We start from the raw sequence: 25,353 nt of genomic DNA, 5'->3' as shown, positions 1-25,353 counted from the left end.
GGCACTATTTGCCCATTATAGCGCACCGACGCCTTTCCTCATCGGCAGCGTGAGGAGGGTAAGCGGGTTGCAAAAGAGAGACCTTCGGGACAATTCGGAGAATAAAGTTGCTATCGTGGCGGTAGCAAAAGTCGGCCAACCGCTTCTATGCGAGCAGGCGCGCAGACCGTTAAAGGCTCACGAGCTTGCGTTATTTGTCGACCTTTCCTTGATAGACCTGTTGTTTTTGGCGATCACGTGCGCAGGCGCCATGCCAACCAACTTTTCGTAAAGACGAGGATCGGTCGCACCCTCGGTGTTGATCAGGAAAACTCGTGCATTCGGTCCAAGCCCAATCTTGGCGCGCAGAGTTGGATTGCACGCAGCCTTGACTAACCCTGCAAGGCCAACACCACCGCTTTCGCCAGCAACAACAGCTGGATCGCTATCGTTCGGATTTGCCAACCGCTTCATTACGCTGATTGCGTCCTTGTCGTCGACGGTCATGAACGCGTCAGCTGCGCGCGAAAGGATGCGCCAGGCGATGAGCGAAGGTTCGTAGCATTCGAGCATTGCCATTACGGTGGGTTGCCCGGAATCCACTTTGACAGGATGCCCGGCTCGCGCGCTTTCGAGGAGGCACGCCGCCCGTGAGGGCTCGACAACCGTGAAGAACGGCCGCGCCTTGCCGAACAGGATCGAGAAATGTCCGGAAATCGCGCCGGCGAGTCCACCAACGCCGGCCTGAACGAACACATGAGTTGGAGGTTCACGCAATTGACGCAGAGCCTCACTCAATAGGGCGGTATATCCCTGCATCACCAGCCCCGGGATGCGCTCGTAACCGGGCCAGGACGTGTCAGACACCGTAATCCAACTGCTTTTTGCCGCAACTCGAGTTGCCTCAGCAACTGAATTGTCATAGTTGCCCTCGACGCGGATCATCTGCGCGCCAAAGCGAGCAATGGCGGCGATGCGCTCGTTGCTCACGCCTGCATGAACGAAAATGGCGCATTTTGCCCCAACCAGCTTTGCGCCGTAAGCAACGGATCTGCCATGGTTGCCATCCGTGGCGCATGAGACCGTCATGGTTCGCGCGACGGCCTGAATGTCAGATGCGTGCAATTCGGATAGCTCAACATTGCGACCGAGCTTCCGAGCTGCTTCCTCGAGCACTAGGCGGATCACAGCATAAGAACCGCCCAGCGCTTTAAAACTCCCAAGGCCGAGACGATGACCTTCATTCTTGAGATGGATCGAACCAACTCCGATCCCACGAGCAAGGCCCGCCAAAGAAACAAGGGGAGTTTCCTTGTGTCCATCGCGATGCCTAAGAAAGTGCTCGACCTTGCGAGCGGCTTCGACGCTCAGCATGTCGGCGTCCGAAGCATGGAGGGAAGCGCGGTGATCGGTATGCGAGTTGAAGAAAAACATAGTGGGATCTATATACGCGTTGATGTTGACTTAAGCTACGGCGCAGTCCTTCGAAAAAGATCGAATCAACCATGGTACGATGCGAAGGAGCTGCCTCACGCGGGTGTCACACGTGATGCTGCGCATTGGCTGACTGATAGCACCTCGCAGCCACCCCGGGTGCCACGCAAAGCGCAGAGCGTTGGCTAAACAGATACAGTCCAATCGTCAGTTTGTCTCTTATACTGATACTTTTGTTCGAAAGGCGCGTTCCTTCAGCTCCTTGACGAGGCCGCCGTCGGCCCCTGGCGCTTTCATCCAGCTCCGGCGTCAACTACCAAGGTTAGCGATTGATCGAGATGAAAAAATAGGACGATAATGTTCAAAGAACATCGGCTTCGTTAGAAGGAGAGGCATCACCGGAACCTGTTAACGCGCCCTCGCCGTAGCGGACTAGCCTGTTCGCTTGGGGTGGAGTCAATTTCGGAGCAGTCAATGAGACCAAGCTGAATGGCTTTAAGGAGCGCTTGCGTGCGTGTCCTTGTTCCCATTTTCTGGCGCACGCTCCTAATGTGAAAATTCACTGTATTCTCGCTAATGTTCAGGTGCTTGCCGATATGCCAGGACGACTTGCCTTTAGCCACCAAGCTCAAGCACTCTTTTTGCCGTTCGGACAAAATCTCTTCCGTATCGCCGCTACTATCCGCTGGCGGCGCGATCTCCGAAAATGCGAGGTGAAAATTAGAGGCCAGCGCCGCTAATCGAGGCACTTGGCCCTGAGGATCGGCATCGTCGAGCTGGGATGCAAATAACACCACAGATACGCGCCCGAAAGCGCCGAACAAGGGCACGCTGACGCCATGCTTCAGGCCTGCCTGTCTGGATTCCTCCAATACGCGTTGCTCGTCTGGTCTTAATTTACATCGTTGGCGAAGTTGTTCCCAGAGAAACGGCCCCGAAAACATTGGCGCTCGGTGGACCGCCGGATCAACAGCGTAGTATTTGCGATCTAGATAGCGGTGGCACCAATCGGCCGAAAAGCTCACGGCAATGAGGGGCGGCGCGCAGCGGGGCAGGCGAAGCGGCTCGGGAAAGGTCACTGCTGCGTAAGCGACTTCATTGAAACCCTCCTTGCTCGCGCCGCTCACAAGAAGGTCGAACAATAGCGGGAGAGATTGCGTTCGATTTGCGCATTCGATGAAGCTGAACATGCTCATAGCGACCTCATGACCTCGGATAAGGAGGCTGGACTTGCGTCGTTTGATGCGCCTCCTTTACATAGTTCCATCCCGCTTCTTGGTTCTCCGTCACTAAATCCGAGACAGCGTCATTTCTCGCCACCGGCCGCGTTTCGCGTGAAGCAACGTCTAGGGATCGAAGCCTCCGCAGTCCAGGACAGGACAGTCCAACGCGCCGATCCGCTCTATAAATGGAGCTGATCGACGTGATGTGGCCGTCCTGCTACTTCCCAGGACAGTGGAGATGGGCACCTAAGCTCTGTACAAAGCTCGGCCGATCCGGATCGTCCGCGGGGGCGAGCCAGTCTAGCGCGAGTCAGGCAACAGCCCCGATCTCTGCATCGCAGGTCAGCGCCTAGCCTGAAGAGCATGCGGCTCTTTGCGGTATGCTTGCTGAGCGCAGCGTTAGTGCATCGAATGATAGGATAGTCCGTGGTTCTATAGCTGAGAGTAGCGAGCTGTGTGTTGGCTTGAGCGGCGTCGGGAAACTTGTTGCGGCGGAGGACATTGTACATGCGCTTCTCCAACGTTGCGGTCCGTAATCAGGACAGCAAGTCTTGTACCAGCTTGTTCTCCTTTGATTGGAGTCGAGCGAGGATCCCTTTTGCGGACATTAATAGGCGCGCATGTCAGCCGGAGCTCGGCCCGATTGCGGCAAACGTCGAGAATGCGACAACGCCGTTTGCGGCAGCCGCGACATCGATTGACATGAGACAGAACATTCCGGTCTGAGAGCGTCCCCGGTTGCTCGTTGAGCCTGCGCGCGGAGATGACAGATCGGCAGTCGCGGCGATCGCGTGAAGTCTTCACCGCAGTCACTAGCGAAGACCGCTCGGCCAAACAACAAGGTTCGCACTGGAGATGGTCTTGATGCTCAGCAGGAACTCTGGCTAAATCCCGCTTAATCAATTTGGAGTGGTGTGGTGGCAGTAGGTACCGTGAAATGGTTTAGCCCGACTAAGGGCTACGGCTTCATAAAGCCTGATGATGGCGGCCCCGATGTCTTCGTGCACATTCGGGCTGTTGAAAAGGCCGGCTATACCGCGCTGGCAGAGGGTGCAAAGATCAGCTACGAGATAAGGGCTGGACGTGCTGGCAAAATGTCCGCCGAGAACGTTCGACTTGAATAGTCTCGCTCGCTCGAACAAAAAAAGCAGTCCAACGTCAACTTGGCTCCGCCTCCGGCTTGCCCGCGAGGCGTAGGGACGGCCTCAGCATATCCCCCCGGAGCCGCTGAGGCCGTTTCCTTGCCTGGCGCTGTGTGAGCGCACCCGCAGAGGACTACGTCGAAGCATTCTCACGTTCGCTTTTGGCTCGAAGCCTGCTCGTCAACGAACAGGAGCGAGGGTCTTCCAAGAGCAGCCTCGCCTAGAACTCTCGAAGGCATCAACAAAATGGCGTTCAGACGATCCATCAGCTTAACTAATGCGCGCTTTAGGCCCCTTTCATGGTGGCGCCAAAGTTCATAAGTGGAGCCATCATTCGCGTCTGCCACTCCTAGCAAAGGCAGTTGTCCCAAACCGCTCGAATTTACTGAGCCTCGGATCGATTCGAGCAGTGGAAGGCTGATACTTGGCCGGACGAAAAACTGCGCGCTCTCGCGAGCAAAGGCAGAATTTCGGCGAAAGAGCGCGCAATAATGAGAAGTTTCTCCGGCCTTGCCAGGTAATATCTGCGAGACGTGGAGCTAAGCTGGCGTTGGCAGAGCCGGCTATCCATTATGATCCATACTATGGGGCAAATGGGATGGACGGCGCTGCGTGGCCTCAGGTGAGAGGAGATCTTTCATCGACGCGCTGGGGTGCGGCCGCGTTCCTCAACAATCTCGAGGCCGCCTGCACAACCATAAGCCAAAGTGAATGGAGCGTAAGATGGACAAACATCGGAGATGCCCACCGCCTTCTCGGTGATACGAATTTAGAGAAAGGAAACCTTGATGAGGCGGCAGAAGATTGGCTATGCGCGCTAACCGCCCTCGAGGTTGCCAGGCGATTAGCTTGTGAAAACTCTTCAGGAAGCGCAGGCGTTTCGGGCACGATCAACGCCGTAATTCAAAAATTTGGCGCGCTGAAACAGAACATCGAGCGAATACAAGTTAAGTGCTGCGATCACTGTGAGATCCCAGCCTACTATTTGCCCGCTGGCGATCGCACCTCAAGCGCCCCAGCAATCCTTTGCATCAGCACGGAAGAGGAAACAGCAACGATACTGCTCGGAAGGCTGTTGCCCGTCGTGACGGATAGAGGCATGTCCGTCCTGGTGGTCGCTCATGATGACCTCTCAGACGCTCGACGCAGTCAATCGGACATGTTCTTGTCTTGCTGTATGGACTATTTATCGACCCGGTCTGACGTTGATGCAACTCGAATTGGCGTCTACGGAGACGGGCTGTCCGCCGCCCTGGCAACCGACCTCGCCGCATTTGACGGTCGTGTGGCCGCAGCGGTCTGTGACGGCGGTCTGTGGAATCTCGCTCGCATGCTGGCGTCTGTCGACTGGCTTACGAGAACTGCAGATGCCCCTGACGAGGAAGTGGTCTCACCCGTCGCTTGCGAGTGCTCCGGCAATTGAGATGCCCAGTTCTCGTCGTGGCCGGTGGGCGCGGCATCGTCAGTGCCGCGGAAGCGATGAAACTACTAGTATTTCTGCACAGTGATTATGACTCTTTGGAAGCGTTTGGGTAGGCGCGTCCCATTTTGGCGCGGGCCTTTTCTGTTGTGAACATCCATTTGATGCGGGAGCGGGCAGCATTTCTCTGCCGTTCCCAGGCGGAGATTTCGTGGCGCAACCGCTTGGGGTCGTCGATCCTGCGGGCGAGGCACTGTCCCCGCAAGACGCCAATCTCGATCTCAACCATGTTGAGCCAGCTTGCGTGCTTGGGGGTGTAGTGGAACTCGATCCGCCGCAGGATGCGCCGTGCCTCAGCGGGCAGGAACGTCTGATACAGGGCGCCGGCGGAGTGGGTCGATAAATTATCCTGCACGACGCGGATGATCTCGGCATCGGGATAATGGATGTCGACGAGGTCGCGCATGCATTGAGCATAGTCTTTTGCCGTTCGCCGTTCGGTGAGCTTGACCTTCCGCCAGGGGCGATGCACGTCGAGGAGAACGAAGAGATTGACCGTCCCATTGCGCCGGTATTCGTAGTCGTAACGTTCGAGCCGGCCCGGCCTTGGCGGAATTGGCCGACGGACCTCGCCGATGAGCTGCACGGGGCTTTCGTCGAAGCACACCACCGGCCTGCTCGGATCGGGCGCCTCGGCATAGAGATCGAGCACGTCCTCCATTCGGGCGACGTATTCGCCGTCGACCCGTGGAATGCACCACATGTCCTTGCGCCAGGGTTTGAGGTCATTCTCCGCCAGACGTCGCCGGATCGTCTCGCGCGACAGGCTTTTGTGTTCGGTGAGCCTGACGAGCGCACCCGCCAGCAGATCGAGCGTCCAGCGGGCGCGACCGTTTGGAGGGGCCGCACAGGCGGTCGCCACCAGCAAGGCTTCTTCCTTGCCCGTGAGCTTGCGTTCCGCCCCGGGTCGCGGCCCTCGCTCAGCGCCCGTTCCAGATTGCCTTCCACGAAGCGGCGCTTCGTCCGGTACACGGTCGAGCCGCTCACGCCGACGCTCCTGGCGATCTCCTCGTCGCCGGCCCCGGCATCGGCAGCCAGCAAAATCTGGCCGCGCTTGAGCTTGCGGGACGCATGCTTGCCGCCGCTGAGCAGCGCCTTGAGTTCGCCGCGCTCGACTTGGCTGAGTTCGACCCGATAGCGTACATTCATGCCTGCCTCCCCGAGAGGCACGCACGAACAACTAAATCGGATGGCCGGCGTAAGTCCTTCGGCAAAAACCTTCACGCCCAGGCAGGGGCAGTACCTCGCCTTCATTCACCTCTATACGAAGCTTCACCGAAGGCCGCCGGCGGAAGCCGACATGCAGGAATATTTCCGCGTCAGCCCGCCTTCGGTTCACCAAATGGTGCGATCGCTCGAGACCGCCGGACTTATCAAAAGGTTGCCAAGGACAGCTCGCAGTATCGAACTCCTCGTTGATCCCAAGAACTCTGCCGGAGCTAATCTGACCGACTGACCCAACCGGTCAAAATCACTGTGACAAGCCATTAGTTGATGACGCCGTCCCGCCCGTTGATCTGCAGTTGGCCCTACCGAGGACGATCACGACGGACGGAGAAGAGGTCAGAAAATTTTCTGACGGCCGACGATCGCATTTTCGGGTGGCTCGAGCATAAGCTTGTGCTGAAGTCGCTCTCTCACGATTGTTGAGTTGCACAGCAGCGCAAGCCTTTGTGATAGCGCTGCTGTGTGGCGATCCATGCCATAGACGATGCCACAGCGGACGCCATTCAGCTCACCTGTGAGTTTGTCTTTAAGCCGAATTGACTGTAGCCTTGGCGTGCACGGCCGCTGATAACGCCAGAACAATTTCGTTTCGGTTGTGGGAAGATTAATTAGATCCCCAGAGTCTCCGGCCAATCCAATTGCGCTGCCACTCCCATGCTCGCGGGACATGTCACGTCCCCTTACGAGATTGCGAGGTGACAGCGCAAGGGTCTCCGCGGTCCAAGTGGTACCAAGCGATCAAGCTGTGATGCTTGCACAGAACACGTCTCTACAATATCCCGATGCTTAGCTTTTGAGATGCCAATCGACTATTTTTGGCGATCAAGAGTAGCCGTTTGTTGACGTAGTGAAGAGACGGCGGATCAGAGCTGCGACCACATGGCTATATTCGGGGTGGTAGTTGTCGCCTAGAGGTTGCTCGCCATCACGCTGATGAAGTCGCTTTCGTACTGACTGCGATAGGCTTCCACCATCTTGATCCCGGCGATCTTGGTGACCGCATAGGGCTCGTTCGTCGGCTTAAGCAGGCTGGACAGCACCATGTGTTCGCGCAACGGCTGGGAAGCAAGTTTTGGATAGATGCAGGACGAGCCCAGGAACATCAGCTTCTCGGCACCATTCAGATGGCAGCATGGATGACGTTCGGGCGATCGCGATGTTGTCGTAAAAGAGTTCGTCGCGCAGCGTGTTATTGGCGACGATGCCGCCGAGCTTGGCGGCAGCCAGAAATACCAACTGTTGCCGCGTCTGGGCGAACCAGCCGAATGCCTTTGTCGCGCAGATCGACCTCGCGCCGCTCCACCGTGACGAGCCGCACCTCCTCCTGTGCGAGCCGACGCGTGAGCGCCCTGCCGACCATGCCGCGACGGCCCGCTACATAGACTGCCTTCCCTTTCGGCTCAAACCGTACGCTTGGCATTTTCCGCTTCCCGCTTCGCCTCGGCAAGATCGCTTGCGACCATCTCCTGCACGAGCTGCGCAAAGCTGCGCTTCGGCTTCCAACCGAGTTGTTCGCGTGCTTTGCTGGCATCTCCTATGAGAAGATCGACCTCCGTCGGCCGGAAATAGGTTGGGTCGATCCTGACCACGGTCTTACCGCTCTTGGTATCGACGCCAGTTTCCTCTACGCCCTTGCCGCGCCATTCGATGCGGTGGCCGACCTCCGCAAAGGCGAGTTCGACCATCTCGCGCACCGACCGCGTCTCGCCGGTTGCGAGCACGAAATCGTCGGGCTTCTCGGCCTGCAGGATCATGTGCATGCCCTCGACGTAATCGCGTGCATGGCCCCAATCGCGCTTGGCCTCGAGGTTGCCAAGATAAAGTGTATCCTCAAGTCCAACCTCAATGCGGGCGACGGCGCGGGTGATCTTGCGAGTAACAAAGGTCTCGCCGCGGATTGGGCTTTCGTGATTGAACAGAATGCCGTTACTTGCGAACATGCCATACGCTTCGCGGTAGTTCACCGTAATCCAGTAGCCATAGAGTTTTGCCACACCATAGGGCGAGCGCGGATAAACGGAGTGGTCTCCTTCTGGGGGATTTCCTGAACAAGGCCGTAAAGCTCGGACGTAGACGCCTGGTAGAAGCGCGTCTCTTTCTCAAGGCCAAGAATTCGGATCGCCTCGAGCAGGCGCAGCACGCCAATCGCGTCGGCGTTTGCGGTATATTCCGGGCTTTCAAAGCTAACACCGACATAGACTCTGGGCGGCCAGATTGTAGATTTCGGTCGGCCTAATCTGCTGGATCAAGCGGATCAAGTTGGTCGAAATCGGTCATGTCGCCGTAGTGCATGAGAAACGGCACATTCCCGGCATGCCGGTCATGATAGAGATGATCGACGCGCGCGGTGTTGAAGGAAGATGACCGCCGCTTGATGCCATGCACGACATAGCCGAGCGACATTAGATATTCGGTGAGATAGGCGCCATCCTGCCCGGTCACGCCGGTGATCAGAGCGACCCGCCGTTGAGAGTTCTCGTTAGTCAAAGTGTACCCTATACAAGCGAACTGATCAGTTTCCGTACCCTCGTTCACCAACCGGTCGTACGTATTCGGCCAGAGCTCTGTTCGAGGGGCAAAACCGACCAGGTGATAAACAAAAGGCCGCTGAAGAACAATAGACGCTGATATTGGACGCTTACGACAATGATTTTGCAGAGCTTTTAGCCCCTTTCTAGATTTTGGCCATGCAGAAGTTCAGGACAGTCGCTCCGAGCGTGCCGATCCAACCCTAGGTGCTCCGCAGTTTCCACACTGTCGGCGATCGTAGGCTCGTCACGATGTTATTTCGGCGTCGCAATCTCAGAGGCGATAGAAGATATCGAAGTTGTGAGGATGACGGTCAGAGCGAGCAAGTGAAATCCGTCGAAAAAGGGCGATCAGGCGCGGAAATAATGCGCCGAAATAGGACTCCTTGCATCGATCCAAATGGAAGCGTTGGCCAGCCCGCAATAACAACTCCAAACTGTTGGGCGCACCTTTGTGCGGGTAGCTAGAGAGAATGAGGCGGTAAACCAACGCCAAATCAGCGAAGGCAATTCAGGGCATTGCTAGCGCGATCCGCCTAGAAGTTGGCGCACGCGCGGATAAAACAGTAGTAGAAGCGAAGTCGTGATCTATCCCACTTGAATTTAAGAACCTGCGATCCGATTATCTGATCATGAGGGCAAGGGGGATCTCCAAATGCTGGATTCGGCTACCGCCGAGCTTCTGCGCGCTATCCTTGATGAGGTCTGCGCGAACATCTCCCGCTACGAAACAGGGGTCCGTGCACATGTTGCCGCTAGGCTTCTCGAAGCCGCCACCAGGGGTGAAAAGACGCCCAGCCGCCTTAAACAGATTGGTGTCGAAGCGCTTCGCGAAGCACCGACCATGTGGCGGTAGGCGCGGACAATATGATGTCTCACTCAGGTGAATTTCCAAGTTACCGTCCTAAAGATCCTTGTGAGCTATCCGGACGGCTTCGCGTCGATGGCGGAGCTTAAGCGCGACATGGCGATTCTAGCGACGAGCGGTCGAGAGTGGGCCGAGCGCACGGCGAGAATGGCCGCCCGTGTCCAGAACCTCGACATTTTTTCCCAGAAGCTCATTGAGCGGGTGAACGGTGGCTGGCGTATCACTGAAGAGGGGCGTGCCGTCCTCGATCTGATGGAAGGCCGACCGGTGGTTGCGCAGCTGCCGCCGGAAACGAACGAATCGGCCTCCGAGCAAGGAGAGGCCGATCAGGCATCGAGAAATTCGTGCAGGCGAGGTGAACGCTGAATTTAGCCGCGTCGGAAAGTTGCGTCTTAATGTCTCAGTCCCGTGCTCTGTGCTCATAGTTTCGGCTGCGACTGGTCGCCGCGCCTTGTTGCTTCCCGCTGACGAGGATGGTGTGCCGCTCAAGGTTTATCGTTCTCAGCAAAGGCCGTCGGACTTGGCTTATGCCACAAGTAGGAAAAGCGATCGAAGCCATTATCCGGCCTCTGCGATATTTGGCCGTTCTTTGCGCTGAGCGCATGTGGCGCGTTACGTAGAGATCGCACCAACGCTCTCGGACCAACTCCTTGGCTCTGACCGAGAGTCTAGGCGCGTGGTTGCACCGAAACGGGTGGGACGATGCCAACGATCAAGGACAGGGAACGATTCGCGGCGGCTTGCCGCTCTCGTGGTCAAGCATTCCCTGTTTCGGCCCGGGTCGTGCTCATGCGATCGCTGCCTACTTGTATTTCGCGATCAAGCCTCAGTCGCGCCCATTATGCGAACGATGAAGCAGAGCAGGGCGATTGAGGCGGTCCACAGGGCGAGGTGTTCCCACCAATACAACCGACGCTCCGACATCTCATGTGCGATGGCAGCGGCCAAGCCGCCCAAGGTTATTCCGGCTATGACGATTACAAACAAATCAATGCCTTCCATAGGTGCTCCGTTCAACCAGGCGTGCAACTGTTGCCATCGTATCTCCGGCTCGCTTGTTTGGCGTTATTACGCATCTTCGCTCAAGAAGTTGCCTTGAGCTCGAACGTTGCGGTTCGTTTCACGTAAAGCTGGTTGCGCATAGTTATCGATGCCGCGACTAGCCTTTACGGGTCTTGATTGGAAGGTCGAAATATCAACGTCGACCCACCGTGCTCAGCACTCTGACAAACAGAGAAAGGGGAACATGCGACCGCCCACACGACGGGCTATCGAATATCCAACTATGAAAACAAGGTCATCCGGTCGAGAAGGCCAAGGGCACAATCCGTTTCAGCGTCATTTGTGTCACGATCTTGGAATGTGCGTCGTCCGCGTTGCTACAGCACAAGGTCAGGCGACGCAGGGGCGGGACCTATCCACTCTCGCACCTTTACGGGCACTTCGGGCTCGTACGTCTAACCGCGCTTGGTCGCGACCAGCCGTGGGTGAAGGCGTGAGGTCTTGTCCGAGAGCCGGATGCGGGAGATCTGCCTGTCCGGTTCGTAGAGTTGGTGGCGAAGTTGAACCGCTTAGCGGAGGTCGCGGAGAAAAGGACCTCATTGAATTATTCCTACAACTTGACCCTACGTACAATTCAATCCCGAAGAACGTTCGTGCGAAATTGTCCAAAGGCTGTTCGGGCGCAGGCGCACTCTTGAAATGCACGTGGCATCCTGTTGCATGATCCGGTGGGCCGATATCTGCGATGTGTTTTTACCCTCCGGCCTGCCGACCCTCAGCTCTTGAGCGACATCAATGCGCTTTAAGAGCGTCTCCATCTAAACTGCGTTTGTAGCCGAACAACCGCGCTTTTTGGATTGCTGAGGCTATGGGCTCGGATTGCTGCGCAGTCCGAGCCCACCGCCTCGCGAAGCAGCTCGGAATTCACGTTTTGACTGAGCTCGAATTGCACGGCCGCCGCCACGCGCGTTGATTTCCGAACTCGCAAACATTTCTGATGAAAAACTACGCGCAGTGGGTTGCCGTGGCGGCACGCCGTTGCCAAGCCTACGTCGGAGGCGACGGGCATTGTTGCGTTAGTGACAGTTCGGATGGGTTTTTGTTCATAAAAGCTGTCCCTTCGAGAATTCTCGTTCGAATTGCTTGTGAATGCAGCGCTCTCAGTTGCGGCACGCCACTTGCTTTGTTCAGCGTCGCATCGCCACCCAGCCTGGTGATGTGGGGGCGGGCCGGCGCGCCCCCGCTCGTGCGTCAGGCCCGCCCTGTTTCGCTCTCTGAGCCAGACTTGCATCGGCCTGGCGGCAATTCAAAAACTTGAGACGGCCCAATATTGAAGGCCGTCCGAAGGGATAGTCGTATGGAACGCCTGGACCAACCGCAGTCGCAGTATCGCTTGTCGCATGCGGGCCTAAACATGCGAAGGCCATTGTCGTATCTGAGGCGCATCGTCGGCATTGTTGCGTTGCAGCCACAAAACGTCGCCCACAGTGAGACAACGCCAATCCACTCACACCATCCTCTGGTGCTGGATGCCTGTCTCGCGGTGTGAGATCTGCCGTTTCGTCAGTCCAAATTCCCTACAGCTATTGGAGAGATAGCCGATGCACAACGTCGTCTGCATAAAGCAGGTTCCGGATTCCGCGGCAGATTCGCGTCCATCCCGTAACGAACACCATTATGCGTCAGGGCGTACCGACAATCGTCAATCCTTACGATTTGTTTGCGCTCGAGGCAGCCATGGAGCTGCGCGACAAGATTGGCGGCGAGATCACTGTTCTCACCATGGGCCCTCCAGCCGCCGAGGACTCGCTGCGAAAAGCGCTGACCTTCGGCGCAGATCGCGCTGTATTGCTCACCGATCGTGTTTTCGCAGGCGCTGATACGCTGGCAACGACTTACGCGCTGGCGGCGGCCATTCGTAAGATCGGACAAGAGTACGGCCCGCCAGACCTCATATTCGCTGGCAAGCAGACGATCGATGGCGACACTGCGCAGGTTGGGCCTGGTATTGCCAAGCGGCTTGGCGTGGTTCAGCTCACCTACGTCGCCGGAATCACGAGCCTGGATCTGGCGGCCCGCGCAATCGAGGTGGAGCGACGTTCGGAAGGCGGCGTACAGGTGCTGCGTACAAAGCTTCCATGTCTCATCACCATGCTCGAGGCGACAAATGAGATCCGGCGAGGTGGAATGGTGGATGCGCTGCGCGCGGCGCGTACTGACATCGTAAAATGGAATGCACATGATGCCGGTATTGCAGATATCTCGAAATGTGGTCTTAAGGGCTCGCCGACTATCGTCAAGCGCGTTTTCGCCCCCTCCAAGCGCGCGGAGAAGGCGATGCTCGTCGAGGGGGCCGACCAACCTGTGTCGGCATTGATCGACGCAATTTTCAAGCACCGGCCGAAGCTTGAAACTGACCTTGCAGCCCTGGCGCGCTCTTCCGATGTGGGGTTGGAGCGATGATCCGTTGAAATGTCTTTCGGTTTTCGCGTCGTGGTGCGTCCCATGAAGCCTTGGTACAAGAGTCTGTACGTACAGGTGCTGATCGCCATTGTGCTGGGCACCATCGTCGGCTGGCTATGGCCCTCGGTCGCCACCAACGACTGGGTCAAGGCAATGGGCGACGGCTTCATCAAGCTGATTAAGATGGTGATCGCCCCGATCATCTTCTGTACCGTGGTCTCCGGCATTGCCCATATCCAGGACGCAAAGAAGGTTGGTCGCATCGGCGTGAAGGCGCTGGTCTATTTCGAGATTGTATCGACCTTCGCACTCCTGATCGGGCTCATCGTCGGCAATCTGGTCAAGCCGGGTGCCGGCTTTGGCAGTGCGGCGGCGAGCGCGAATGCGGTCGCCCACTACGCCAAGCAGGCCGAGGGGCAGAAGACCGTCGACCTCATTCTGCACATCATCCCCGACACCGTTGTCGGGGCCTTTGCACAAGGCGAGATCCTGCAAGTGCTGCTGTTCTCGGTGCTGTTCGGATTCGCCATCATGGGCCTCGGCGAGCGCGGCCACGCGATCCGCAACTTCATCGACGATGCGGCCCATGCTGTGTTCGGCGTCATCTCGATCGTGATGCGGGCAGCGCCGATCGGGGCGTTCGGCGCGATGGCCTACACGATTGGCAAGTTTGGTACCGGCGCGATCCTCAACCTGCTCGGGCTGATCGCGACGTTCTACGTCACAGCCGCATTGTTCGTGTTCATTGTGCTCGGCACCATCGCGCGATTCGCCGGCTTCTCGATCTTTCGCTTCCTGGCCTACATCAAGGATGAGCTATTGATCGTGCTCGGCACCTCGTCGTCGGAAAGCGCGCTGCCATCCTTGATGGTAAAGCTGGAACGCCTCGGCTGCTCCAAATCGGTGGTCGGTCTCGTGGTGCCCACCGGCTACTCGTTTAACCTCGATGGCACCAACATCTACATGACGTTGGCGACGCTCTTCATTGCGCAGGCGCTTGGCTTCGATCTCACCTTGGGCCAGCAACTGACGATCCTGGTGGTGGCGATGCTGACCTCAAAAGGCGCCTCCGGCATCACGGGCGCAGGCTTCATCACGCTCGCCGCGACGCTCGCGGTGGTCGATCCGCGGCTCGTGCCGGGTATGGCGATCGTGCTCGGCATCGACAAATTCATGAGTGAATGCCGCGCACTAACCAATCTCTGCGGTAACGGCGTCGCCTGCGTGATCGTCGCCTGGTGGGAGGGCGAGCTCGACCGGAAGAAGCTCAATGGGCGCGTCTGCCAAAATCGATCCCACGAGCATCAGCAAATCAGGATAGACTAGGGGGCGTTACGCACCGGACATTGGGATAGCCGAATCGGCACGTGGCGGCAATCCGGGGGCTGATGACCTAGGCATGACCGGAGGGTAACCTACAGATTCGAATGTCGCTGCCAAGCCAAGAAGCCAGCGGATTTCGATATCTAGATACTAGGAGAGCCGGACGTAGCCGATTTCTTAAGCTCATGGACATCGGCGCTAGCTCGCGATGGAGCCCAAGGGGTATCTGGAGGCGACACTATTCAGGTGCAAGGTGCGCAACCCTCCACCGGGGCCGACTGAGTTGATTTGCTCCGGCGACCGTCCGCCACGCTTGCATGAGCCGTCCCCTTTCTTAGCTCGCGCCATGTCTTAGCGATGTCGTGGCCGAATTGGAACTGCTGGTCAAATGCTTGGCGGTTTGAAGTCGCGCCAGACCTGCTCTTGTATCTGGCATCTCCGCAGCCGCTACCGTGTGTTGATGAGTAAGCGTGGGATTCACCAAGCTGGTGGGATGGCCGGTCGTGCATAAGGGTTTGGCGTGGGCTTGAATCTGACGTTACGTCAGGTTGTAGGACTGCAGACAATCGAGATCGACCTCACGGCGACACGCGGGTCGATGTCGTCGGCGCTCGGAGAGAGTTGGCGGCCTCGCGGGGGATCAAACACGTGTAAAGAGCGTTCAAATCAATGCGCGATGAAGGGCACAAGCGAGATCAGGATCGCTATGGTCGCAGCGTTCGTATCGAAGCGCCCGCACGTGGCCGCCAATGGCGGAAGGAGCCTTTGAGGGCGAACGCGGCGCGACCGTTTCGTTCGGCCCGGATGCTCGAAGCATTGCAGCGAACGACAACGGAGCTCGAGGTCAAGGTCGCCGCTGGTCGCTATCGGTGAACTAGCGCGTTGGTTCTGGTGCCTGGGAACCCCGAAGCGAGATCGGCGCGTTCAAATCGATCGATCGAACAAGCCAACAGAAGTGGTGCGTGGCGCTCCCTGTCGTTGCATCTGGGGCGTATCTACCCAGTGTGGACGCGATGGCGCCTTGGTCCAAATCAGGACGAGGCACGCCAGAGCAGAGCTGAACGCGCGGAATAATGACGCATCACATTGATGCTTAGAGTGAACGGATCAGGAAGCAGAATGGTCTCGTCAGTCAGGAAAGTTGCACGGCGTCATCCCAGGAAAGGCTCCCTGCCACATCCGCTTACAGATCATCACATTAGAAGGGACGTAACAGCATTGTTCGGCAGTGCTCGTCTGAAGGCGAAGGCCTGGGCAGAACGTGATCTACGCCAGAACAGTGTATCTGCGCGGCAAAGGAGGTAGCATGCGAGCACAAATAGGGGACCAGCTCGAGGACGGTCGTGTACGATATGGACAATTCGCCAGTGCACCGGGATCAGGCCCTTGCGGTCTCTTCATTGTGCAGGGGCCGTGCGGCTGTGAACTCAAGATTATTGGACTGCTCCACCCGGGTTGGGAACACGTCTCCGTTTCGATACCGCGGCGCTGTCCGAATTGGCAAGAGATGTGCTTCGTCAAGGATCTATTTTGGGATGAGGAAGAGTGCGTGATGCAGCTTCATCCGCCCCGCTCCGAATACGTGAATAACAACCGATACTGTCTGCATCTCTGGAGGCCGACTAGTCAGGAAATCCCAACGCCACCCTCGGGGCTCGTCGGCATAGTCGGGATTGGTCCATCCGAAGCGGCTAGGCTCGCTGCACAAATACGGGTCGGATGACCCCGACCCGTTGGACCTGTCTTGAGGGAGAGGGCGCGATCAAGAATTGAGGCGCATCTTCCCGTAAAGGAGGTGCGCCGCACGGCGGTCCGTGGGCAGAAAGCACTGACGGTTACCTCGATCCATTTCGCGGTTCTCAAGAACTGCGACATGGATCCGTAATCGTTCGCGCTCGCGGTCCGTGCTCGTAGTCATCGCCCACTTTTGCCCATGATGCGGACCCATCCACTGTTCGGATATGTTCTATCGATACAATCGATTTTACGAGCTACCGAGAACGGCGGATAAGAAAAACACTTCAAAGACGAATTCAGGTATATCAGGATGGCACCGAGAAGAATTCTCAGGTTCGCCGCGAGCATCGAGGGCGGTCGCCCATCAAGGCGACGTCTTCTCGGCGGCTCACGCAAAAACTTGCCAGAGGCGCCTGGTCGACCGCCGTCAGCAAACCTTCGTATAGATGTCCCAACCAATTCGACTTCTGCCACCTACTTCCGTTCGATTGAACCTTCCGGTGCTCCCGTCCTAGCCTCGCGGCGAAGTCGAGAACTGTCGATTGCAGGTGTCTAAATGCTGCTTCAGAAGGATCGAGTGCCGTGCGGTCAGATCGTGCCGAAAGTGCAAACGAGGTCACTCCTAGATCTCGTCCGAATGGCCCACAAGCTCGATGTCGTCTCCGTCGTGTGCGACGATGGATCGGTTCAAGAACCACTATTGAACCTGCTCATCTCCGCCGGCTGCGTGCCAGAGCTCTTCCAGAGTGCCGATGAATTCCTGAGCTCAAAAGGCTACATCAGCACGTCGTGTTTGATTGCGGACATGGAGTTACCGACCGCAAGTGGGCACGAACTATACGAGCAGCTCATCGCATTCGGAAAAGTAATTCCCACCATTCTACTTGTGGCTGCCCCAGACGACGACAGCCGTGTGGGCGCGATGCAAGCCGGCGTGTCGCATTTCCTGCGTAAGCCGCTCAACAATAGCGAACTGCTCGCGTGCATCAAATCGACACTCAAACCGAATGACGCTTCGAGGGCGCCCGTTAATATGGGCATGCCAGCTTCGAGATCCCGTGGTGCGGGCACCGGTTGAGCCCGCTCCTGGGCCGCGAACGGGATAAGGATGTCAACCACGCCGAAACTCAAATCGTTTGGCCTAACGATTCCGCTTTTCCAGCGCATTGAAAGACGATCGAACGAAGAGCGCCAGCGCGTTGGCTGACAATCGCACGGCAAGAAACGCACGTGCCTTAAGTAGAGGAGAGGTTCAGTGAAATGAGGTCATTGTTCAGAAAGAGTGTACCGGCGGCGATAACGCAATTCGCGCACGAGGACCACAGCGCATGTTAGAATCGACCTCATCTTTAGATGTACACCAGCAGCTTGTTTCCCTTCTGGGAAATCCAAGCCCTGTTATCTTAGATATAGGCTGTAACGATGGAACTGATACGAAACGGTTTCTCGAGCTGTGCCCCGAGGCGCTGTTCTATTGTTTTGAGCCGGATCCCCGTGCGCTGGCCCGCTTTAAAAAGAACATGCAACCGGATCTCAACAACGTGAGGCTGTTTGAGATCGCCATCAGCGATCGCAATGGACAGATTGAATTCCACCCCAGCAATGCAGATGGAGAGGTGCGCGAATGGGACCTCTCCGGTTCAATACGCCGGCCAAAGAACCACCTTGCTGAGTATGAGTGGGTTCGATTTGATCAACCAATCTCCGTTGAAACGCGAAGGTTGGATGACTGGGCGAGTGAGGCGGATATAAGCAAGGTTGACTTGATCTGGATGGATGTCCAGGGGGCGGAGTCGGATGTCATCACTGGCGGCAGGCGGACCTTAAGCAATACGCGGTTCATCTACACGGAGTATAGCGACCGCGAGCTTTATGAAGGGCAGCTGACCCTGCACGCCATTCTGGACCTCCTACCTTCATTCGAAGTGGTAAGGGTCTTTTCCCGCGAAGTGGAGGGTGATGTATTGCTTAGGAATACGGGCTGTTAGCGGTCTCCGCCTTCTTTGCGGCCAGCTGTCGCATCACGCGGCTGCGTGATGCGACAGCGCGATTCTGGTCAGGGCGTCAGGGCAAGCAGATGCTTCTTAAAGTGGTTATTCGTTTCGCTCACTGGCGATAGCGCTTGCGGATGAATTCGCGCGAGACTATTTGGTTGATGAAAGTTCTCGCGCTGGCAGATCGCAATGAAAATGAATGACCTGAAGTCCATGAGTGTCGACGAGTTGTGGAATCTCCACGAGAAGGTGTCCGCCGCTCTAACACAACGGATTACAGCGGAAAAGGTCAGACTCGATGAGCGGCTGCGAACCCTCGGAGCGGTCGACAAACCCATACGGCCCGCCCCTGAGCGTCGGCCCTACCCGCCTGTGCGGCCGAAGTATCGAAATCCAAAGAACCCGGCACAAACCTGGTCAGGGCGTGGTAAATTGCCCAGCTGGCTCGACCCGCAACTTCGTGCCGGCCGAAAGTTGGATGAGTTCCTCATTGACCGATCTGCGCGTAAGCATCGCCACAAAGCCTGACAGGCCGGCCAGCAATGCTGATTTGACTTATGCGACCATCGTTGTTTCTTGTTTCGAGCTATTGGCTCTGACCAATTACGGGTCTCTTCACGCGTGTGGCGCTCGATAGCCTCGTCAGTGCCTTCTCTCCGCGTCCGCACCTTCCGGGCCACCAGTAGCCAAACATGAGCGTCCAACGCTGTCCGCGCGAGGGCTCGATGGTTTTAGTTTAGAGACCTTTCGACAAATCTCCTCCATAAACGCAATCGGCATCGCCTGTTCGGGGCCCGAAGATCTTCCAATGGAGGAGTAATGATCGGCTAGCCACCGGAGCAACGTGCCACGCATCATTCGCTGACTAAGAGATCTGGTCCGTCTTATTGCACATCTGTTTGCGTTCGCGGCCCAAAGCGCTCGAGCGGCAAAGAAAAGGCTGCTAAGTCGCGCCACAACGTCGTTAAGGGCGATGGAAGGCAAGCAATGGCTTAAAGCCGGCTACCTCAACGAGGTTAGCCGCTTCTGTGGATCTATTGGATTGCGAGTGCAGGTCCACATTTTGGACCAAGCAACCTGACGCCACGGGCTATATAGCTACCGCGCGGCGGCTCAACATGGTCGACCCCGTCGATCCAAAAGGACATATCATCGATCGCAAGCTGCGGATTATAGGTCCACCCCGTCTGGACGGCTTTCACCAGAGCGAATGCCCCGCGCGGTGAAAACGAATCCGGGATGACGACATCAGCATCCTGCTCGCATCTTGATAGAAGTTCAATAAGCTCTTTCACCTTCATTTTCGCAGCCCTGGGATCGCAGTTGCGAGGAGTATCCGTCTACGACTTCTGTAGGATCAGTAAGCCCCACGTCAAGCTGCAAGCGACCGATCGCGATCAACCGTCGCCTCTGCTGTTGCGTCCACGCGCAGCATGCTGCAGGCGTGGTCAAAGGTTCGACGCAGCCCGGCGCTTTGGGCGGCTATCATAATTAATCCGTGGCGGAATTGATCTGGCCTCTACGGAAAGATCCGCTCTCTCAGCGCCATCACAAAAGCGAAGCTGGGCGAGGAACGAGCGGCGGAATGGGATGTTCCACGAGCAGGAAGGCTAGCTCACCGCGCAGCTGATTCGTTTTCAGGCCAGCAAGGTGGTGCAAATGAGCTGATCCCTCCGATTTGGGCAGCTACGCTAACTCAGTCGAACATCATCAGTACGTCTCAGGCGATCAGGTCTTGAGTGAAGCATATCGGCCGCCGCTAATGCAGCAGCATAATATTCAAGGCGAGAGCCTCCGGGGGCTTGAACCGGACCCTGCGTCAAGTTGTAGAATCGCAAAGTAGTGTCGACACAAACAACAAAAGGGACGTTTCATGATGTCCTCGCTGTCCTTTTCGAAAGGCGCGATTGCTTTAGAAAGAGAGGCTTCTCAATGACGCTGTTTCTAGTTCTTCCGATTTTGTTCGTGGGTTTGGCAGCTGGGTACGCTGCCCATGCATGGCGTTCTCGGACGAGGCGTGAGCGGTATCGTTTGCACATGGCTCACCTTCGGCCAACATCGCGCATTACTGAACGTCCGACGGAATTGTCTAAGCGCAGAGCGTTTTGATGCGTCATGCTAACGGAGATTGGAGCTGAGGCCGACTGACTAGTGGGAAGGGCCGATAGTGGGAAGGCGCGCGTAGTTTGCGGTTCATCGAATAACGCGGATGTGTCGCTTTCGGCAAGCGATGCACATCTTGTCGACCATACGGATCATGAACGTAAAGGCGCTGGTGCAGACAGCCAGTGGTCAGAGCGGCCAATGAGTGCGGGTCCTTGATGCGACGCCTCGTTCGCGAGCCTCGCGTGATCGACTTTCAGAGCCCCCGCCGAGTGCACCGGCGCGGGTTTCTTCTGAATGCCTGCCGTCTTAAGGATGCACCGTCAGGGCATCGGCAATTGCCATCGCCCTGCCGTGAGCGAAATGTGCCGCACTAACACTGGTCTTTGGGCAGGCGGAGTGTCTCAATTCCGTCGCACGCGTTGCAGCTCAATTGACCAGCCAGAATGATGATCGTCCGCTCCTCGGTGGCTGTTTCGAAAGGCCATATCCGCCGCGATGGTCCCCGCATGAGCCGTGATGCGGGCGAAGGGAATGAAGCTCGCCAGAAGTCTTACAAGGAATGGAGCGCGCACCAGAGGAGGCGGATTGTGACGAATACTACTCGTCGCTTTATCTCACCTGATTGACCTCGCCGCTACGCGCGGCAGTCAAATCAGGCGAACTCTTCGGGCCAAGGCTGGCACCTGGAAGCTGTCGATCGCAACTTCTTGAGCCGCAGAGCGACCGCGGGCTCGCTCCGCTCGAGCAGGATAGAAATTCTCTTCGGCGGTTCGTTTTTCGAAGCGAGATCGAGAAGGCGTCTGTCGTCTTCTTTGCACCATCGACGAGATCGGTTCCTAAGCATTCTTCACTTTCGGTGATTTCCATTCCGAACGAGTCTAAGCTGAGCCACGCTAGGTAGTTCCATCCAAAATCCTGGCCGGGAGCGAATATTCTCCTCTCATGAGAAGTGCAGCACTGTTTCTTTACGCCGCCAGTCGCTGACGTGACCATCCCGAAGGAATAGTCGCGGCGCAGATACTGACAAATGTCCGGTACGCGAGGCTCATTGCGGGGCGGAATGGCGTCGAGGCTGAATAGTGTAGCAAATGCTTGCTAAGCTCGTGCACGCCGGCGTTGGCGCCCGTCTGCTTACGTTTGTGAGTGTGTGGGCGTCGAACTCGTTCGCCGAAATGGCTTGAACCTGCCGCAGTGTCAAGTTGTAAGCTTTAAAGATCGATCGTGAGGCAAAGCGACTGGTGCGCGCGAATGGCGCAGCTAGGCTCATCGCGCGCGTGAATGCTGAAATGAGGGTGGCGGGCGTGCCGGAAACGCGATCTGAAGCATCTTACAGTTGGCCCGCGCTTCACTGGATGTTGCCAAACAGTCATTGGCGCGGCCTTTGTGGAGGCCAGAAGTGGCGCCGGACAGACGGAAGGCTGTAGCGGAGCCAAACGTCAGTCTTCCACGTCGCGCATAAGCGCGCCGCTTAATTCCGTAAGCGCTACTAATAACAACTCCGACAGGCTCAAGAGCACGTGATGGATCTCAAATTGATCATGGGCAAAGTCGCCAGCGGCGTCCCATTGGACCACCAGGAAATGGCCTTGGCCTTCGACATTATGATGTCGGGCCAGGCGACGCCCTCGCAGATAGGCGGATTGCTGCTGGCGCTGAGGGTGCGCGGCGAGACGGTTGAAGAAATCACCGGCGCGGCTTCCGCGATGCGCGGCAAAATGCTGCGGGTCAATGCGCCCGCCGACTCGATCGACATTGCGGGCACGGGCGGCGACGGTCTGGGGTCAGTTAACGTCTCGACATGTACTTCTTTTATTATCGCGGGCGCTGGCATTCCTGTCGCCAAGCATGGCAACCGCGCGCTCTCGTCACGCTCGGGCTCGGCCGATGTACTGACATCGCTGGGCGTGAAGATCGACTTGAAGCCAGAAGGCGTCGCTCGCTGCATTCGGGATGCCGGCATCGGGTTCATGTTTGCGCCGGACCACCATCCGGCACTGAAAAGCGTGAGCGCAACGCGGGTCGAGCTCGCGACCCGCACAATCTTTAATCTCGTCGGACCGCTCTGCAATCCTGCGGGGGTAAAGCGGCAGATGATTGGCGTGTTTTCGCGCAAATGGGTGCAGCCTTTAGCGGAAGTCTGCATGAGGCTCGGCGCGGAATCGGCGTGGGTGGTGCATGGCTGCGATGGGCTCGACGAGATGACGCTCACCGGCCCTACCTTTGTCAGCGCCCTCGACAAGGGTCAGATTCGCAGCTTCGAGGTGACGCCGGAAGAAGCCGGGCTCCCCCGTTACGGAAAGGAGGAACTGAGGGGTGGGGACCCCCACACTAACGCGATTGCACTACGAAACGTACTCGAGGGCGTGCCAGGTCCATATCGCGATGTCGCTCTCTTGAATGCAGCAGGGGCCTTTATACTGGCCGGTCGGGCCACAACTTTGAAGCAAGGGGTCGCTATCGGGCAGGAGTCACTTGACAGTGGTGCCGCCGCAGCGCGCCTGAAGCATCTGGTCGCAATCTCCAACGCCGAATAGACAAGATGACTGACCCCGACATTCTGACGAGAATTGAAACGTATAAGCGTGAAGAAATTGCAGCGGCAAGGCGCGCGCTTTCGCGTGCCGAACTCGACGCGCGCGCAAAGTGCGCGCCATCTCCGCGAGGCTTTCTAAGCACAATCCGCAAAAAGCACGCGTCGGGTGGCTATGCCCTGATCGCTGAAATTAAGAGAGCGTCGCCCTCAAAGGGGCTCATCCGCACCAACTTCCACCCGCCATCACTCGCCAGGTCGTATGAAGCAGGGGGTGCGGCTTGCCTTTCAGTCTTAACGGACAAACCGTCTTTCATGGGTGACCTCGATTTTATGGAGACGGCGCGCGCCGCCACAAACCTACCAGTCTTGCGCAAGGATTTCATTTTCGACACTTACCAGGTGGTCGAGGCTCGCGCCCGTGGTGCCGACTGCATTCTATTGATTATGGCCGCGCTGGACGACGGGGCGGCCCACGACCTCGAGGCTGCCGCCTTAGCATACGGTATGGACGTGTTGATCGAGATCCATGATCGCTCCGAACTCGATCGCGCCCTAAAACTACGCTCGCAGATGATCGGCATCAATAACCGCAACCTGCGCACGTTTGTGACAAATCTGAAGACAAGTGAAGCGCTGGCATCACTCATCCCGCAGGATCGACTCATCGTCAGCGAAAGCGGAATTTGTGAGTTCACTGACCTCGAGCGGCTCTCACGAGCTGGTATCGCAACCTTCCTTGTGGGCGAGAGTCTAATGCGGCAGCCCGACCTCACGGCAGCAACTCGCGCGCTGCTTTCAAAAAACTAAGCTGGAGCCATGTGGGGCGCATCAATGACACGCAAAGTCTCAAGCCCGTCGATACGGCAAGCGCGCCGAGAGACTCAAGCAAGACAATGTCTGCACAGAGTTAAGGCGCGAACTTGCACTTTGCCTACAGGTAGGATGCTGTTCCTTGGTTGTCTTGCCTAATGAGTGAGATTCAATCAATCGAGGCAGCCGAGTTTCGCCAGGCAATGCGAAATCTGGCCAGCGGCGTTGCCATCGTGGCGACAGGAACGGCGCTTGAACGGCGTGGGTTAACGGTGAGTTCCATTACCTCGATATGCATAGAACCCCCCTGTTTGCTGGTTGGTATTAATCTCAGTTCCGGGACACATGATGCGATACTTGCGAACGGCAGGTTTGGCGTGAGCCTCCTTGCTATTGATCATCAGGACATCGCTCTGCGGTTCGCCGGCCGGGATGGCTCCAAAGGAGTCCAGCGGTTCGACACGGGTCCCTGGGACCAGGGAAGTCTCGATGTACCTTTATTGCAAGGCGCAATCTGCGCTCTCGAATGCGTTCTACACCACCATCAGGTCATTGGCACGCATGGAATATTTGTCGGTCGAACGATTGCGGTGTATCCAGGCGACGGCAATCCGCTCATCAACTGTCGTGGCGAACTTCGAGCATTACCATCAGACTGAGCGCTGTTCTGCGGGCGTTCTACACAGTGATGAAGCGATTGCCGGACATTGCTTGCGCGAGAGCGGCGCCCATCTGCGGAGCCGCTCGATAGTTGTGAGTTCAAGCGCGCCTTGAGAGGTACGCGCAGCGTCCGGCCGGGGGGCGGGGAGCAATCACCGTCGCTGACAAAGACAATGGGGGCCCAACTGCCTGATCGCCCGCTGGACGACCGCGCGTGGGCGTGGCTTGTGGGCAGATGATCGCTGGTGCCCGCGAACGCGCCTGGATCGACCTCACGCAATTGCGGTCCGAGTAGACCGCGAAAGCGGCATCTAAACGGAGAGCCTCCACTTCCCGCGCGAGCCGTTCGCGTATGCGTGTGCTTAACACTTCTCATCTCGGCTCGGTCTTCAGACCCGGCACAGATCACGATCTTTAACATTCCGAGCCAAGTCTTACCTCTCCCAAACAACACTATCGCAAGCACCGCCATCGCTGGTTCTCGGGGATGCCCATGTTCGAGAGCCGAAGTCCAAGAACGCGCGTACTTCGCCAGTGCAGGGCGCCGTTGCCGTTGTGTGCTACTCTAGCATCTCACCTGCAAATGGGATCCAAATCCCTTTGGTGCTGGGACGATTTAAGCGTTTCCTGCTTACGAGATCGCACGCGCGAGAGAGCACGGCTCGCGCCTGCCACGTGATCTCACAGGACCTCAAGATTCGGCAAATCAGTGCGTTTCTGGTTCACCATCTGGACAGAGATCAGCATGGATCGGAAAACGTTATTCTTTGACCTTTGGAAGCGTGTCGTGGCCGCGATCAGGGGTGGGGTGTCCGGCAATCAAGCGGCCAAGGAGTTTGGAGTC

General features: G+C 57.2%; 18 protein-coding genes and 3 pseudogenes. 14 read left to right on the top strand and 7 right to left on the bottom strand.

What is annotated here, in order from left to right:
• Window positions 1-177: 177 nt before the first annotated feature.
• Together ACSKB8_RS01875 and ACSKB8_RS01870 are read right to left on the bottom strand one after the other, a co-directional pair.
• Window positions 178-1,413, bottom strand: a complete 1,236-nt coding sequence (locus ACSKB8_RS01875; protein ID WP_438102112.1) for a diaminopropionate ammonia-lyase — start codon at window positions 1,411-1,413, stop codon at window positions 178-180.
• A 395-nt stretch (window positions 1,414-1,808) separates the two neighbouring features.
• Entirely contained in the window at window positions 1,809-2,609 is an 801-nt protein-coding gene (locus tag ACSKB8_RS01870) for an autoinducer binding domain-containing protein (protein ID WP_438102110.1), read from the bottom strand.
• A 944-nt stretch (window positions 2,610-3,553) separates the two neighbouring features.
• Between ACSKB8_RS01870 and ACSKB8_RS01865 the strand changes: the two genes are divergently transcribed.
• Both ACSKB8_RS01865 and ACSKB8_RS01860 read left to right on the top strand, forming a co-directional pair.
• On the top strand, window positions 3,554-3,760 hold the full coding sequence (locus tag ACSKB8_RS01865) for a cold-shock protein (RefSeq protein ID WP_438102108.1): 207 nt from the start codon (window positions 3,554-3,556) through the stop codon (window positions 3,758-3,760).
• A 616-nt stretch (window positions 3,761-4,376) separates the two neighbouring features.
• On the top strand, window positions 4,377-5,201 hold the full coding sequence (locus ACSKB8_RS01860) for a hypothetical protein (RefSeq protein WP_438102107.1): 825 nt from the start codon (window positions 4,377-4,379) through the stop codon (window positions 5,199-5,201).
• Between the two features lie 85 nt (window positions 5,202-5,286).
• On the opposite strand, the gene ACSKB8_RS01855 is transcribed toward ACSKB8_RS01860, so the two are convergent.
• A protein-coding gene (locus ACSKB8_RS01855; RefSeq protein ID WP_438102106.1) for an IS630 family transposase occupies window positions 5,287-6,407 on the bottom strand; the annotation gives its coding sequence in 2 pieces (ribosomal slippage) (window positions 5,287-6,173 and window positions 6,173-6,407; 1,122 coding nt in all).
• Here ACSKB8_RS01855 and ACSKB8_RS01850 point away from each other — a divergent pair.
• Entirely contained in the window at window positions 6,406-6,714 is a 309-nt protein-coding gene (locus ACSKB8_RS01850; protein ID WP_438102104.1) for a LexA family protein, read from the top strand. The two genes, ACSKB8_RS01855 and ACSKB8_RS01850, sit on opposite strands and share 2 nt — an antisense overlap.
• Before the next feature lie 107 nt (window positions 6,715-6,821).
• On the opposite strand, the gene ACSKB8_RS01845 is transcribed toward ACSKB8_RS01850, so the two are convergent.
• From ACSKB8_RS01845 to gmd, 3 genes and pseudogenes are all read right to left on the bottom strand, one after another.
• Window positions 6,822-7,154 carry a hypothetical protein gene (locus ACSKB8_RS01845; RefSeq protein WP_438102102.1) on the bottom strand — a complete coding sequence of 111 codons (333 nt, stop codon included), beginning with the start codon at window positions 7,152-7,154 and terminating at the stop codon, window positions 6,822-6,824.
• 162 nt (window positions 7,155-7,316) lie between these two features.
• Window positions 7,317-7,905 (bottom strand): annotated as a pseudogene (locus ACSKB8_RS01840) (NAD-dependent epimerase/dehydratase family protein); the annotation flags it as partial.
• Window positions 7,886-8,888 (bottom strand): annotated as a pseudogene (gene gmd, locus ACSKB8_RS01835) (GDP-mannose 4,6-dehydratase). The pseudogenes gmd and ACSKB8_RS01840, both read right to left, overlap by 20 nt.
• Window positions 8,889-9,668: 780 nt before the next feature.
• On the opposite strand from gmd, the gene ACSKB8_RS01830 reads away from it, so the two are divergent.
• The 8 genes and pseudogenes from ACSKB8_RS01830 to ACSKB8_RS01795 all read left to right on the top strand — a co-directional run bounded on the left by ACSKB8_RS01830 (window position 9,669) and on the right by ACSKB8_RS01795 (window position 18,928).
• Complete coding sequence (locus ACSKB8_RS01830) at window positions 9,669-9,869, top strand: hypothetical protein (protein ID WP_438102101.1); 201 nt, start codon at window positions 9,669-9,671, stop codon at window positions 9,867-9,869.
• Between the two features lie 27 nt (window positions 9,870-9,896).
• Window positions 9,897-10,247, top strand: a complete 351-nt coding sequence (locus ACSKB8_RS01825; protein WP_438102100.1) for a hypothetical protein — start codon at window positions 9,897-9,899, stop codon at window positions 10,245-10,247.
• Between the two features lie 2,237 nt (window positions 10,248-12,484).
• Window positions 12,485-13,346 (top strand): annotated as a pseudogene (locus tag ACSKB8_RS01820) (electron transfer flavoprotein subunit beta/FixA family protein).
• Between the two features lie 9 nt (window positions 13,347-13,355).
• The gene (locus ACSKB8_RS01815; RefSeq protein ID WP_438102098.1) at window positions 13,356-14,672 is read left to right on the top strand and encodes a dicarboxylate/amino acid:cation symporter; all 1,317 of its coding nucleotides are present in this window, start codon (window positions 13,356-13,358) and stop codon (window positions 14,670-14,672) included.
• Between the two features lie 1,303 nt (window positions 14,673-15,975).
• Complete coding sequence (locus ACSKB8_RS01810) at window positions 15,976-16,392, top strand: DUF7694 domain-containing protein (RefSeq protein ID WP_438110335.1); 417 nt, start codon at window positions 15,976-15,978, stop codon at window positions 16,390-16,392.
• A gap of 651 nt (window positions 16,393-17,043) precedes the next feature.
• Window positions 17,044-17,484 carry a response regulator gene (locus ACSKB8_RS01805; protein WP_438102097.1) on the top strand — a complete coding sequence of 147 codons (441 nt, stop codon included), beginning with the start codon at window positions 17,044-17,046 and terminating at the stop codon, window positions 17,482-17,484.
• A gap of 250 nt (window positions 17,485-17,734) precedes the next feature.
• Window positions 17,735-18,394 carry an FkbM family methyltransferase gene (locus ACSKB8_RS01800; protein WP_438102095.1) on the top strand — a complete coding sequence of 220 codons (660 nt, stop codon included), beginning with the start codon at window positions 17,735-17,737 and terminating at the stop codon, window positions 18,392-18,394.
• 195 nt (window positions 18,395-18,589) lie between these two features.
• The gene (locus ACSKB8_RS01795) at window positions 18,590-18,928 is read left to right on the top strand and encodes an H-NS histone family protein (RefSeq protein ID WP_438102093.1); all 339 of its coding nucleotides are present in this window, start codon (window positions 18,590-18,592) and stop codon (window positions 18,926-18,928) included.
• Window positions 18,929-19,434: 506 nt separating this feature from the next.
• Here ACSKB8_RS01795 and ACSKB8_RS01790 read toward each other — a convergent pair.
• On the bottom strand, window positions 19,435-19,701 hold the full coding sequence (locus ACSKB8_RS01790; protein WP_438102091.1) for a hypothetical protein: 267 nt from the start codon (window positions 19,699-19,701) through the stop codon (window positions 19,435-19,437).
• A gap of 2,322 nt (window positions 19,702-22,023) precedes the next feature.
• Between ACSKB8_RS01790 and trpD the strand changes: the two genes are divergently transcribed.
• The 3 genes from trpD to ACSKB8_RS01775 all read left to right on the top strand — a co-directional run bounded on the left by trpD (window position 22,024) and on the right by ACSKB8_RS01775 (window position 24,508).
• A complete protein-coding gene (gene trpD, locus ACSKB8_RS01785; RefSeq protein WP_438102089.1) occupies window positions 22,024-23,040 on the top strand; it encodes an anthranilate phosphoribosyltransferase in 1,017 nt (338 codons plus the stop codon).
• Between the two features lie 5 nt (window positions 23,041-23,045).
• On the top strand, window positions 23,046-23,846 hold the full coding sequence (gene trpC, locus ACSKB8_RS01780; RefSeq protein WP_438102088.1) for an indole-3-glycerol phosphate synthase TrpC: 801 nt from the start codon (window positions 23,046-23,048) through the stop codon (window positions 23,844-23,846).
• 161 nt (window positions 23,847-24,007) lie between these two features.
• Entirely contained in the window at window positions 24,008-24,508 is a 501-nt protein-coding gene (locus ACSKB8_RS01775; RefSeq protein ID WP_438102087.1) for a flavin reductase family protein, read from the top strand.
• Window positions 24,509-25,353 lie beyond the last annotated feature (845 nt).

Source organism: Bradyrhizobium sp. BR 1432 (assembly GCF_051547705.1).
In the GTDB taxonomy this organism is placed as follows: Bacteria; Pseudomonadota; Alphaproteobacteria; order Rhizobiales; family Xanthobacteraceae; genus Bradyrhizobium; species Bradyrhizobium zhanjiangense.
The sequence above is the reverse complement of the archived record's forward strand: the minus strand, read 5'-3'. Positions and strand labels throughout refer to the sequence as shown.